Origin of the sequence: Candidatus Magnetaquiglobus chichijimensis (assembly GCF_045865675.1) — a bacterium.
In the GTDB taxonomy this organism is placed as follows: Bacteria; Pseudomonadota; Magnetococcia; order Magnetococcales; family Magnetaquicoccaceae; genus Magnetaquiglobus; species Magnetaquiglobus chichijimensis.
This window is the reverse complement of the sequence record NZ_BAAFGK010000001.1, coordinates 256,957-271,345: the sequence shown is the minus strand read 5'-3', so window position 1 is coordinate 271,345 and position 14,389 is coordinate 256,957. Positions and strand designations below refer to the sequence as shown.

At 63.2% G+C, this 14,389-nt stretch carries 3 protein-coding genes; 2 read left to right on the top strand and 1 reads right to left on the bottom strand.

The window, feature by feature from the left end; translation table 11 throughout:
* Positions 1 to 209: 209 nt before the first annotated feature.
* A complete protein-coding gene (locus ACOY6C_RS00875; protein ID WP_420903587.1) occupies positions 210 to 1,607 on the top strand; it encodes an MBOAT family O-acyltransferase in 1,398 nt (465 codons plus the stop codon).
* 12 nt (positions 1,608 to 1,619) lie between these two features.
* Positions 1,620 to 2,849: a hypothetical protein gene (locus ACOY6C_RS00870; protein ID WP_420903586.1), complete on the top strand. Its 1,230-nt coding sequence runs from the start codon at positions 1,620 to 1,622 to the stop codon at positions 2,847 to 2,849.
* A 263-nt stretch (positions 2,850 to 3,112) separates the two neighbouring features.
* Here the strand turns inward: ACOY6C_RS00870 and ACOY6C_RS00865 are convergent, their stop codons facing one another.
* A complete protein-coding gene (locus ACOY6C_RS00865; RefSeq protein WP_420903585.1) occupies positions 3,113 to 14,296 on the bottom strand; it encodes a cadherin domain-containing protein in 11,184 nt (3,727 codons plus the stop codon).
* Positions 14,297 to 14,389 lie beyond the last annotated feature (93 nt).

Here is a 14,389-nt window from a genome sequence, read left to right as displayed (position 1 = left end):
CTCCGACCAGACCGGCGGGTGACATGGACAGCAAGGGGGGAACCCCACCCCCCCCTTGCCTTCCTTGGCCCATCCCGGAAGCGACTCGATCATCGCCCGCACCCAAAGCCGATCGACAAACCGCGCCGTGACCAGAACCCTGTGTCGCTTTCCACGAAAATACCGTACACTCCAGGGCATCGCAGTCATCGTGTCAGCAGGTCGCCCGCATGCAATTCACCAGCTACGCATTCTTCCTTTTCATGCTCGTTTTCGTGGTCGCCTGGAAGCATCTGGGTCGCTGGCGCATCCAGTTGCTCAACGTGGCCAGCCTGATCTTCTACGGCGCCTGGAATCCCTACTACATCATCCTGCTCGTCTTCTCCTCCCTGATCGACTTTTACGGTTCGCTGGCCATCGTCCGCTGGCGTCACGCCGACCGATTGATCCTGGCGATCGCGCTCGGGGGCAATCTGCTGATTCTGATTTTTTTCAAATATTTTCTCTTTCTGCAAACCTTGACGTGCGATGCGCTCTCGCTCTTCTCCATCGTCTGCCAACCCACCGCCACCGCATTCCTGCTGCCGGTCGGCATCAGTTTCTACACCTTCCAGTCCATGGCCTACACCATCGACGTCTACCGCCGTGAACTGGAACCCTCGCGCCAGTTAAGCGAATACTTCTGCTACATCTCCTTCTTTCCGCAACTGGTGGCCGGTCCCATCGAACGGGCCACCCACCTTCTGCCCCAGATCCGCCAGTTCGCCTCCAACACCCCCATCCCCCTGGAGTGGCGTGAATCCGGCTCCCTGATCCTGCGCGGATTCTTCAAGAAAATGGTGATCGCCAACAATCTGGCCGCCTACGTGGATCCGGTCTTTGGCAACATGGAGCAATACTCCCTGACCACCATCCTGTTGGCCACGCTGTTCTTTTCCATCCAGATCTACGGGGATTTCTCCGGCTATTCCGACATTGCCAAGGGGTTGGCACGGATGATCGGCGTGCGGTTGATGGACAATTTCAACTACCCCTATGCCGCCACGAGCATGCGTGAGTTCTGGCATCGCTGGCACATCAGCCTGTCACTCTGGCTGCGCGACTACCTCTACGTCGGCCTGGGCGGCAACCGACTCGGCAAGGGACGCACGATCGCCAATCTCATGGCCACCATGACCCTCGGCGGGATCTGGCATGGGGCCAGTTACAACTTTCTGCTCTGGGGGGTCTACCACGGACTGCTCCTCTCCCTGGAAAGACTCGAATGGCGCCTGCTCCCGGCACGGACCCCGGTGGCGATCCGGTGGTTCTCCACCATGCTGCTGGTCGGATTCGGCTGGTTTCTGTTTCGCCTGGAGTCGATCGCCGACCTGGGTGTGCTGGCCTGGAAATTCCGCACCATCGCCTGGGGATCCGGGATCAATCAACCCCCGGATCTGTTGATGATTTTTGCCTTCCTCTTCTATCTTCTGGCCATGACCTGGGAGTTGAAGGTGCTCAAGCGACGCCTGATGCCCCTGCGTGAAAGCCATCCACTCTGGCGGGGCGCCCTGGTGTTCGGACTTCTGGGCATCTACCATCTCACGGCCCCATCCATGGACCGGATGTTCATCTACTTTCAATTCTAGGGGCGTGCGGTGATGATGCGTACCGGGTGGATCCCCCTTTTGGCGCTGCTCTTTCTGGCGGGCAACCTGGCCATTCTCTCGGACGAGCCGTTCATTCCCCCTTCCAGGATGTTCCTGGATCCCGAGTTCAGCTATAAATATCACCATTACACCCAACGCCCCCAGGTAGACCATCTGATCCTCGGCAACTCCCGTTCCAAGCCCCTCGATCCGACCACCCTGTCCCAGGCGCTCTCCCAACCCGGCAAACCACCCGTCACGGTCCACTCCCTCTCGGTGGGGGGCGGCTACTTCCCCTTCTATCATGAGCTGATGAACCGGCTGATCGCAGACCGGCCACCCAAGACCCTGATTCTCTCCGTGAGTCCACGGGATTTCAAACTCCGCCACCGGTTGGCCAACTCGATCCGCGAACAGTTGCTCAACTCCTCGGGCCACGCCTTGCGGGTCATCCAGTACGCTGCATTCTTCCGCTGGCTGGAAGCCAAAAGCGCGGACGCCCTCGCCGCCACCATGCCCCTGCTCTACTATCGCCAACGGGTTCTGGCCCTGCTCATTCCCGACGCCCTGCGCACCTGGTCGCAACCGCGTTGGGGGAGCCAACAGACCTACTGGCAACAGGCGGCCTGGAAAACCATCCAGAATCTGGAAACCCCGCAGAGCTTCCTGCCGGAGGGGCCCGAAGCCTGGCTGCGCCGGCTGCGCGGCTATCCCGAACGACTGTCCGCCCTGGTCGATTGGCAGCCCCCCGCTGATGCGTTGGTCGATTCCTTCGGCGGCCTCCTGCCCGCGCCATCCCCGTCACCCGATGCGGAGAGGCACCGCGCGGAACTCAAAGACAAACAGTGGCGCGATCAACAACCGATCTGGGAGCAGGCCCGGCTCGATCCCGACTGTCAGCGGGAGTTCGTGCTGGAGGATCAGCGCGGCAAAACCCTCCAGCGGCAATTCCTGGCGGACCTGCAGGCGCGGGGAACCCGACTGTTCTTCGTGATTGTGCCGGCGGTACGTCTGGAAGGGTGTGAGAACAACCTGGTGGTCCAGCGCCAGTGGCTGGAACAGATGGCGATCCTGCGCGCGGAGTTCCCCAATCTGCGCGGCATCATCGACCTGAACCGCAACTTCACCCATGCCTACCGGAATCCGGAATCGTATGGGGATGTTGGGGAGCATCTGACCCTGGAGGCGGGTCGGCGGGTCACCCGCGAGCTGGCCGAGGCCCTGCGCGCGTTCGGGGATTGAGGAGTCAGCCGGCCAGCCTTGGGATGCGTCGTTTGTCGCAAGGCTGTGAGCAGGATGTGGGCGTCGTTCCCAAACAACGGAAACGACGCCCTCGAAGACCGCGCGCGGCGTCTTTTTCGCAAGCACCGCGAAAAAGGCTTCTTTGCGAAGAACGCGCTCCAACCAAGATCAACATCAAGATCAACATCAAAACCCTGGGAGAGGCATCTCCCAGAGTCTCTCTTTTTTCTCAACGGTAAGAACCACACATGACCGGGTGCGGTTCAGCGGGTCAACTGCACATTCCCCGAGGTGATGGAGATGCCGTTGATCCAGCCTGGCAGATAGTAGTCGATCCGCTGACAGGTCGGGATCTGCTGGCTGGTGTGGTTGCTGGCGTCATACGCCTGCACCGAGCGACCATCCGCGGCGATCTGCGTGTTGAATCCCTTCTGAATCACCGACCCCGCCGGGGCATTGGCGATCTGGTTGGCCTGAGTGGCCTCCTTCATGGCCTGATCGAGGAAGTGCTTGGCCGGTCCGTTTCCACCCCCGCCGGTGAAGAAGGTGAGGGAACCATCGCTTTTCAACAACTGTCGGATGGTGGCGTTGTAGCTGGTCAGCATCGACGCCATGTCCATGCCGATGCGCGGCACCATGCGCAGATTCAGCACCTCCAGGGTCGAACCGGCCAGATCCACGCACAGCTCCACATGACTGCCGGCGCCATCCGGCACGGTCTGCAGATAGGGCATCAGCCGGATCTGCAAATCGGTGGTGTAGTTGGTGGCATAGGGCGCCACCGCGTTGAAGAAGGTGTCGAACCAGGTGCCGAACTCCGTGCGCACCGAGGCGGGCAGGCGGGCATACATGGCCTCGACCACCCCAATCCGCGCCCGAACCCGAATCATCTGCGCATCATCCGCGGGCAGCAACTCCACGCGGAGCATGGGCAGAACCTCCTGCAACGATTTTGTGAACGTGACGTTGGAGATCTGCTGTCCGAGTTTGCCCACGATCAGCTTGGCGATGTCGGTTTCGGAGAGATCGACGGTCCGCCCGGTGGCATCGTTGGAGGCGCGATACAGCCCCTTGACGATACTCTTGAGCACCAGTTCGCCATCGGCCTTGTAGGTGGCATCGTTCACCACCAGGGCGCCGGTCATATCGAACGGCACGGTCTGGACCGTAACGAGCACCGGACGGGTGAAGGTGCGTCCCAGGGTATCGTCCATCCGCAGGGTCACGGCGTGGTCGCCCACCACCAGCGGCTTGACCGCCGCGCTCCCCACCACCAGATAGACGTTGGTCCCGCTCGTCTGCACATCGAAAAGATTCTCCAGATTGGCGGCAAGCGAGAAGGAGAAGGTGACGCCTCCCTCCGGATTCAAGGCGCTCAACTGACCGATCACGGTGCCGAGATCGGCATTTTCGTAGACCGTGAGGTTGCTCAGGTCGATCTTGCTGATGATGGTCACGGTGATGTCAAGCGTTCCGGCCTGGACCGGCGTGCCGTTGTCGGTGGCCACCAGGGTGACGTTGTAAACGTTGTCCGCGCCCACATCCGCCGGCGAGCCGTAGCGCAGCAAGGCGGAGGGTGTCAGGGCTCCGGTATTGGCATCGATGGTGAAGCTGGCCGCGTCCGGTCCGGAGAGCGACCAGGTGAAGGGATTGTTCTCCGGATCCGTGGCCGTGGCGGTGTAGATGGCGGTGGTGGTCCCCTCGACGACGTTGGGCACGCTGGTCGCGGAGTTGATCACCGGCGGCTCGTTGACATCGGTGACCGTGATGGTCACGGATTTGGTGTCGAACAGGCCGAGGGTATCGGTCACGGTGAGGGTGAGGTCATAGACGTTATCCGCGCCCGCATCCGTGGGTGCCTCGTAGTTGGGCGAGGTCAGGAAGGTCACGGCGCCGGTGCTGGCGTTGATCGTGAACAGGGCCGCGTCCGCGCCTCCGGCGATCGTCCAGGTGAGCAGATCCCCATGGGCGGTATCCGGATCGCTCGCCGTGGCGGGATAGGCGGTACCGGTGCCATTTTCGGCAAAGTTCACCGCCAGCGTGGAGGTGATCTGGGGCGTCTCGTTGACATCGGTGACGTTGATGGTGACAGCCTTGGTGGCGGTAAGCCCGCCGGAGTCGGTGACGACCACGGTGACGGCATAGGCCGGACCGTGCGCCGCTTCGTAATCCGGCGGCACGAGGAAGGTCACCGCGCCCGTGGCCGGATCGATGGCGAAGAAGGCCGCATCCGTGCCGGTCAACGACCAGGTGAGGGTATCCCCGGCATCCGGATCGGTGGCCGTGGTCTGATACGCGACTCCGACACCGTTCTCGGCGAAATCCTTCGCTGCCGGGGCCGCCGGATCGATCACCGGGGCCTCGTTGACATTGGTCACCGTGACGGTCACCGATTTGGTGGCATTGAGCCCCAAAGCATCGGTCACGATCACGTCGATGGCATAGGTCGGCCCATGGACATGTTCGAAGTCCGGCGGGGTCAGGAAGGTGACCGCGCCGCTGGTGGCGTTGATCGTGAACAGGGCCGCATCCGCCCCGCCCAGCGACCAGGTGAGGGTGTCCGGCACATCCGGATCCGTGGCCGTGGTCTGATAGACCGTGCCCGTGGCGTTCTCGGCGAAGGTGACCGCCGAAAGGGCCAACGGATCGATCACCGGGGCTTCGTTGACATTGGTGACGTTGAGGGTGACGGCCTTGGTGGCGGCAAGCCCGCCGGAGTCGGTCACCACCAGGTTGATGGCGTAGGCCGGACCGTGGGCCGCTTCGTAATCCGGCGACGCCAGGAAGCTCACCGCGCCCGTGGTCGGATCGATGGCGAAGAAGGCCGCATCCGTGCCGGTCAACGACCAGGTGAGGGTATCCCCGGCATCCTGATCGGTGGCCGTGGTCTGATACGCGATCCCGGTACCGTTCTCGGCGAAATCCTTCGCTGCCGGGGCCGCCGGATCGATCACCGGGGCCTCGTTCACATTGGTCACCGTGACGGTCACCGATTTGGTGGCATTGAGCCCCAAAGCATCGGTCACGATCACGTCGATGGCATAGGTCGGCCCATGGACATGCTCGAAGTCCGGCGGGGTCAGGAAGGTGACCGCGCCCGTGGTCGGATTGATGGCGAAGCTGGCCGCATCCGCCCCACCCAGCGACCAGGTGAGGGTGTCCGGCACATCCGGATCCGTGGCCGTGGTCTGATAGACCGTGCCCGTGGCGTTCTCGGCGAAGGTGACCGCCGAAAGGGCCAACGGATCGATCACCGGGGCCTCGTTGACATTGGTGACGTTGAGGGTGACGGCCTTGGTGGCGGCAAGCCCGCCGGAGTCGGTCACCACCAGGTTGATGGCATAGGCCGGACCGTGGGCCGCTTCGTAATCCGGCGACGCCAGGAAGCTCACCGCGCCCGTGGCCGGATCGATGGCGAAGAAGGCCGCATCCGTGCCGGTCAACGACCAGGTGAGGGTATCCCCGGCATCCTGATCGGTGGCCGTGGTCTGATACGCGACCCCGGTACCGTTCTCGGCGAAATCCTTCGCTGCCGGGGCCGCCGGATCGATCACCGGGGCCTCGTTCACATTGGTCACCGTGACGGTCACGGATTTGGTGGCATTGAGCCCCAAAGCATCGGTCACGATCACATCGATGGCATAGATCGGCCCATGGACATGCTCGAAATCCGGCGGGGTCAGGAAGGTGACCGCGCCCGTGGTCGGATTGATGGCGAAGCTGGCCGCATCCGCCCCACCCAGCGACCAGGTGAGGGTGTCCGGCACATCCGGATCCGTGGCCGTGGTCTGATAGACCGTGCCCGTGGCGTTCTCGGCGAAGGTGACCGCCGAAAGGGCCAACGGATCGATCACCGGGGCTTCGTTGACATTGGTGACGTTGAGGGTGACGGCCTTGGTGGCGGCAAGCCCGCCGGAGTCGGTCACCACCAGGTTGATGGCGTAGGCCGGACCGTGGGTCGCGCTCTCGTAATCCGGCGACGCCAGGAAACTCACCGCGCCCGTGGCCGGATCGATGGCGAAGAAGGCCGCATCCGTGCCGGTCAACGACCAGGTGAGGGTATCCCCGGCATCCTGATCGGTGGCCGTGGTCTGATACGCGACTCCGGTACCGTTCTCGGCGAAATCCTTCGCTGCCGGGGCCGCCGGATCGATCACCGGGGCCTCGTTCACATTGGTCACCGTGACGGTTACCGATTTGGTGGCATTAAGCCCCAAAGCATCGGTCACGATCACATCGATGGCATAGGTCGGCCCATGGACATGCTCGAAGTCCGGCGGGGTCAGGAAGGTGACCGCGCCCGTGGTCGGGTTGATGGCGAAGAAGGCCGCATCCGCCCCGCCCAGCGACCAGGTGAGGATGTCCGGCACATCCGGATCCGTGGCCGTGGTCTGATAGACCGTGCCCGTGGCGTTCTCGGCGAAGGTGACCGCCGAAAGGGCCAACGGATCGATCACCGGGGCCTCGTTGACATTGGTGACGTTGAGGGTGACGGCCTTGATGGCAGCAAGCCCGCCGGAGTCGGTCACCACCAGGTTGATGGCGTAGGCCGGACCGTGGGTCGCGCTCTCGTAATCCGGCGACGCCAGGAAGGTCACCGCGCCCGTGGCCGGATCGATGGCGAAGAAGGCCGCATCCGTGCCGGTCAACGACCAGGTGAGGATATCCCCGGCATCCGGATCGGTGGCCGTGGTCTGATACGCGACTCCGACGCCGTTCTCGGCGAAATCCTTCGCTGCCGGGGCCGTCGGATCGATCACCGGGGCCTCGTTCACATTGGTCACCGTGACGGTCACCGATTTGGTGGCATTAAGCCCCAAAGCATCGGTCACGATCACGTCGATGGCATAGGTCGGCCCATGGACATGCTCGAAGTCCGGCGGGGTCAGGAAGGTGACCGCGCCGCTGGTGGCGTTGATCGTGAACAGGGCCGCATCCGCCCCGCCCAGCGACCAGGTGAGGGTGTCCGGCACATCCGGATCCGTGGCCGTGGTCTGATAGACCGTGCCCGTGGCGTTCTCGGCGAAGGTGACCGCCGAAAGGGCCAACGGATCGATCACCGGGGCCTCGTTGACATTGGTGACGTTGAGGGTGACGGCCTTGGTATCGGCAAGCCCACCGGCGTCGGTCACCACCAGGTTGATGGCATAGGCCGGACCGTGGGTCGCGCTCTCGTAATCCGGCGACGCCAGGAAGGTCACCGCGCCCGTGGCCGGATCGATGGCGAAGAAGGCCGCATCCGTGCCGGTCAACGACCAGGTGAGGGTATCCCCGGCATCCGGATCGGTGGCCGTGGTCTGATACGCGACTCCGACGCCGTTCTCGGCGAAATTTTTCGCTGCCGGGGCCGTCGGATCGATGGTCGGCTTTTCGTTGAGGTTGGTGACGTTGATCGTCACCGCCTTGCTGTCGAACAGACCATCCCGATCGGCCACGGTGAGGGTGAGCGCGTAGGTCGGCGCATGGACGGCGCTTTCGAAATCCGGCGCGGCCTTGAAAGTCACGGCGCCGGTGACCGCGTTGATGTCGAACAACGAAACATCCGCGCCACCCAGGGTCCAGGTGAGCACATCCCCGGCATCCGGATCGGTGGCCGTGGTCTGATAGGCCACACCTGTACCGTTCTCCACGAAATCCTTGGCCGCAGGCGCGTTCGGATCGATTACCGGTTTCTCGTTGACGTTGGTGACCGTGATGGCGACTGCCTTGGTATCGGAAAGATTGAGCTTGTTGGTGACGATCACGTTGATGGTGTAAACGTTATCCGCGCCAGCATCCAGCGGCGTCTCGAAATCAGGCGGAGCCAGGAACGTGACCGCGCCCGTGACCGAATCGATGGCGAAGCGTCCGGAATCCGCACCGGAGAGCGACCAGCTCAACACATCTCCGACCTCCGGTGGGGCGGCGGTCGCCTGATAGGCGATGCCCGTCGCGTTCTCCAGGAAGGTCGCAGTCGGACCCGAGGTGATCGAAGGCCTCTCGATGACATCGGTGACGGTGATGGCGACATTCAACGCGCTGGAGAGACCTTTTTTGTCCGTTGCGGTGACAACGATGTCGTAGACGTTGTTTTTGCCAACATCCTGAGGATTTTCATAATCCGGGGAGACGTTGAACCGAACCTCGCCCGTAACCGCGTCGAGGTTGAAGAGCGCCGCGTCCGCTCCAGAAAGCGACCAGGTGAAGGCATCGTTGGCATCCGGGTCGGTAGCGGTCGCCTGGTACGCGACACCCGTGCCGTTCTCGGCGAAGTTGACCCCTGCCGCCGAGGTGACGACCGGAGCTTCGTTGAGATCCGTCACCGTGATGGTGACCGGCCTGGCGTCGAAAAGCCCGCCGCCATCGGTGACGGTCACGGTGATGGCATAAGTCGGGCCATGGGTGGCGTTCTCGAAATCCGGCGGATTCACAAAACGGACCGCGCCCGTGGTCGCGTCGATGATGAACGACAACGCATCCGCGCCGGAGAGCGCCCAGGTGAGCAGATCCCCGTCCGGATCGGTGGCCGTGGTCTGATAGACGACGCCGGTGCCATTCTCGTTGAAGGTGACCGAAGATGGCGCGCTCGAGGCGATCTTCGGGGCCTCGTTGACCGGGGTGACGGTGATGGTCACCGCCTGGGAAGCAGACAGACCGGCCTTGTCGGTGACGGTGAGCTGGATGTCGTAAACATTGTTGCCGCCGACATCCAGGGGGGTCTCGTAATCCGGCGCGGCCTTGAAACTCACGGCGCCGGTGGTGGCATCGATGGTGAACAACCCCGCATCCGGACCGGCGAGTTTCCAGGTGATGGCATCTCCGGCATCCGGGTCGGTGGCGGTCGCCTGATACGCGACACCCGTGCCGTTCTCGGCGAAATTCACCCCTGCCGCCGACGTGATGACCGGGGCTTCGTTGACATCCACCACCGTGATGGTGATCGCCTTGGCGTCGGTGAGGCCGAACTTGTCGGTCACGGTCAAGGTCAGCGCGTAGGCGGGCAGATGGGTGGCGCTCTCGAAATCCGGCGGGGTCACGAAACGGACCGCGCCCGTGGTCGCGTCGATGGTGAACAAGCCCGCATCCGCGCCCCCGAGTGACCAGGCGATGACATCTCCGGCATCCGGATCAAAGGCGACGGTCTGGTACGCGACCCCACTGCCATTCTCGTTGAAGGGGAGCGACGCCGGCGCGGTCGCGGAGATCTTCGGCGCCTCGTTGATATCGGTGACCGTGATGGTGATCGCCCTGGAATCGCTCAGACTCCCCTTGTCGGTGACGATGACGTTGATCTCGTAGAGATTGTCCCGACCCACGTCATTCGGGGCCTCGAAATCCGGCGGGGTCACGAAACGAACCGCGCCCGTGGCCGCATCGATGGTGAATCGGGCGGCGTCGAGTCCGGAGTGGGTCCAGACCCGCGTCCCATCCCCGGCATCCAGCTGCGTGGCGGTCGCCTGATAGGCCACCCCCGTTCCGTTTTCGGCAAAGGTGGCACTCGGTCCGGAGGTGATCGTCGGCGGCTGATCGGTGACGGTGATGGTCACGCTCTTGGATCCGGCCAGTCCGGCCCGATCCGTGGCGATCACGTCGATCGCATAGACCGGCCCATGGCTGGTATTTTCGAAGTCCGGCGGGGTCTTGAAACGCAACTCGCCGGTGGTGGGATCGATGGTGAAAAAGGCCTTGTCCGCACCGCCCACCGACCAACCGAAGAGATCCTTGGCGTCCGGATCCGTGGCGGTGGCGGTATAGACCACGCCGGTGCCGTTCTCCACGAAGGTGGCGCTCGCACCGGAGTTGACCACCGGGGCCTCGTTGACATCGGTGACCGTGATGGTCACCGCCTTGGAGTCGTTCAAGCCGCCCTTGTCCTGAACCTTGACCGTGATGGCATAGACCGGCCCATGGCTGGCGCTCTCGAAATCCGGGGGCAGACGAAAACTCACGGCGCCGGTATCGGCGTTGATGGTGAACCAATCCTCGTCCGCGCCCGAAAGGCTCCAGGAAAGGGTATCGCTCTTGTCCGGATCGCTGGCCGTGGCCTGATAGGCGCTGCCGGAACCGTTCTCGGCAAAGGTCACCGCAGAAGGCGAGGACACGGCGATCACCGGCTTCTCGTTCAAGTCGAGCACGTTGATGGTCACCGCCTTGCTGGCGAAGAACTTACCCTTGTCCGACACCTGAATGGTGATGTGGTAGCTGTTCTGTTTGCCGTGATCCTTGGGATTTTCGTAGTCCGGCGGCTGCTTGAAGGTCACCGCGCCGCTCGCGGCATCGATGTTGAACAGCGACTCATCGGCACCCACCATGGACCAGATGCGCGGATCATCACCCGGATCCGGATCCGTGGCCTTGGCCTGATAGGCGATGCCGGTACCATTCTCATCGAAGGTCACCGATTCGGCGGAGGTGACCGTGACCGTGGATTGATCGACCACCGTGATGGTGATCTCTTTGGAGGTGCTTAGCGCCGCAGAACCCTCCCAGCCCGTATCGGTCACGCTCACGGTAAGGTTGTAAACGTTGTCCCCGCCCACGTCCTTGGGGCTTTCGAAGTCCGGCTTGGCCAGAAAACGGACGGCGCCGGTCTGGGCATTGATCTCGAACAGGGCCGCGTCGTTACCCGACAGCGACCAGGTGAGCTTGTTCTTGTCCGACGCATCCGGATCCGTGGCCGTGGCCTGATAGGCGATGCCCGCCCCGTTCTCCGCAAAGAGAACCCCCGCCTCGGAGGTGATCACCGGCGCCTCGTTGCGATCGGTGACGGTGATGGTCACTGTCTTGGAGCCAAACAGCCCCTTCTTGTCGGTGGCGATCGCGTCGAAGACGTAGGTCGGCGCGTGGTTGGCATTTTCGAAGTCGGGCGGATTGCGGAAGGTCACGACGCCGGTGGCGTCGATGCGGAAGAATCCGGCATCGGTCCCGGAAAGCGACCAGGTGAGGGTGTCATCCTTGTCGGGATCGAAGGCGGTGGCCGTGTAAACCGTGCCGCTCTCATTCTCGACAAGGGTCCCGCTGCTCCCGGAGGTGACGGTCGGCGCCTCGTTCACGTCGGTCAGCACCACCCACACCGTGGCCGATGCCGTGCCGCTCTTGGGCAGATCCTTGACCACGGCGGTGAGCCGGATGGTCGGATTGGTCTCGAAGTCGAGCTTGCTCGGGTCGAGCACCGTGATCTGCCCGGTACTCGAATCCACGCCAAAGGCGCCGCCGAAATTCTCGCCCAGACTGAATTGCAACTTGCCCTGATCGGCCACGTCCGGATCGGTTGCGACCAGCGTCCCCACGATCGTCCCCTTGGCGGCGTTCTCGGAGATGGTGAAGGTCTGGAGCGCGATGGTCGGCGCGTTGTTGATGGTGACCGTGGTGGTGGTCGTGGTGGTGGAGCTGAATCCCGACGACGACAGCGTGCTGGCGGCATCCAAAGGCGTGGGGGCGATCCCCGGAATGGTGGTCGTGGCTGTCGGGGTCACGGGGGCCGTGGTGGTGGCCTTGGGCGGCTCCTCGCTCTTTTTGGGTTCAACGGGCGGCTCGGTGGATTCGGCGGGTTTGGCCGGCTCCTCGGTTTTGGTCGTCTCCTTGGGTTTATCCGACTCCTTGCCCTTTTTCGCGGCCAGGGGAGATGTTTCCAGCACCTTCAACAACTCTTCGGCATTCTTCGTGGCGGTCTCCAGGTCCACGCCCAAACGGGTCGCCTCGGTGCGCTGCCGCTCCACGGCGGCATCGTCCAGCCCCTGGATCACCTTGTCCAGCGGCACGCCGGCCTTGACCGCATCGGCAACGCCGTTGATCAGGCTGGTGGTGACCGCCTCGATGGCCCGAATGGCCTCCTCCTGCGCCTTGGTCGTGGCCGTGGTCTGACTCAGATCGTTGAGGTTGAACGGGGTTGCGGACTCGACCCGCCCCTTCTGCCCCTCAATGCTCCGCACGATCTCCAACTGCTCCTTGGGCACCACGGCTTCGATCTGATGGGCAATCTGGGTGGCGAGTTGCGTCTCGCGCTTGGCCGTCTCGGCAACCGCCTCCTGGACCTTGCTGGCCTGTTCCGTGCCCAGAAGAGACTCCAGGGAGCGACGGGTCTCCTTCTCCAACTCCGCGAGCTTGTTGTTCAACTCGGCCTTCAGCTCGGCCTGCTTCCTGGTATCCCCTTCCGCCTCCACCTTGGCGATCTTCTCGCCCAACTCGGCGTGCAATTCGATCTGACGCTCGTCGTGGCCGGCCACGATCGCGTCGGCATCCGGTTTCAAGGCGGGATCGGTCACGATCGCGGCGAGCTGCTCGGCACGCTCCCGGCGCAACGTTTCGAGCTGTTCGGCCTGCTGACGTTCGATCTCCTGGAGCTTGGCAGCCCCCTCCGCGCCCACGGTCTCCTTCAACTTCTCGTCGAGGGCGGCGATCTTTTCGTCCGCGTCGATCCTTTTCTCGATCGCCTTTTCCAGCTCCTTCTCCAACTTCTCCTCGGCCTTGCTCACCAGCTCATCCAGGGCATGGGGAGATTTTTTCAACAACGCTTCCGCCGTCGCCTTGTCCGGGGCCAACCCCTTGTCCACCAGGGATTTGGCCACCTGGCTGGTCAATTTTTCCCGCGTCTTGGGGGAGATCTTGCGCAGCGTGGTCGAGCCATAGGCCCCGCGCAACTCCTCCCGCGTCGCCTTGCGGACCTCCGGGGCCTTGTTGGCGCTACCGGTGAGCCGTTCGCCATGCCGGACCGCCAGCGGCGCCTTGCTGGTATCCGCGGCCCAGGCGTCGTTGATCAACGACCAGCCCTTCGAAAAGAACAATTCGCCGGATGATGCCTTCGGAGCCGGACGACCCGCCTCCTCCATCCACACCAGCAGCTCCTTTTGCAGGGTGATGACCTCGATCTCCCGATCCTTGCCCTTGCCATCCCCCAGACGAACGAACCCTTCCGTGCCGCGCACCCCCAGGGTGGCCACGGGCGTGACCACCTTGAAGGGTTGATCCTTCATTTTGGCGAGCTTGCCGGAGGTGAAACGAACCATACCCTTGGTCATGTTGACCACGCCGTTGCCCGCCGCCTCCTCGGGCTCGAAGCGATATTCCTGCACCAGGAATTCACTCTCCGGACCCAGGGCGATCACCGCGTCGTCGCGCATCTTCATGATCAGGCGCGTCTCCTTGCCGGTGACGACCTGATCACCCGGAAACAGCGTTGCCCCCTCGGCCAGGGTGCGCTTCACACTCTCGAAGCTGGCGTAGGCCAACCCCTTGAACTGGGTGACGGTGCCGACCGGTTCACGCTGGGCGGCGGATTCGGCCACGCTCTTGGGCTGGGGAGCCTCGGCGCCCTTCTTGTCGGGTGTGGCCACCTTGGCGCGTTCCACGGTGATCGGCTTGCTTCGTTGACCACCATCCGGAATCAGCAACAGATAACCACCCAGGGCCGCCAGCAAAGCGACCAGGACCATGGCCACCAACCGTTTGTTCCGAAGAAGATTTCTCATGGATCGCGAGAATCCTTGCTTGCTGACTTGCAGAATGGGGAGAGCACCCCTCATCCCCCGACCGTGTGGACCTCCCTTGCGGATGTTCCACGG

Bases quoted from the DNA above. Each gene is read 5' to 3' on its own strand.
- ACOY6C_RS00875 (WP_420903587.1), top strand. From the start codon at position 210: ATGCAATTCACCAGCTACGCATTCTTCCTTTTCATGCTCGTTTTCGTG.
- ACOY6C_RS00865 (WP_420903585.1), bottom strand. From the start codon at position 14,296: ATGAGAAATCTTCTTCGGAACAAACGGTTGGTGGCCATGGTCCTGGTC.
- ACOY6C_RS00870 (WP_420903586.1), top strand. From the start codon at position 1,620: ATGATGCGTACCGGGTGGATCCCCCTTTTGGCGCTGCTCTTTCTGGCG.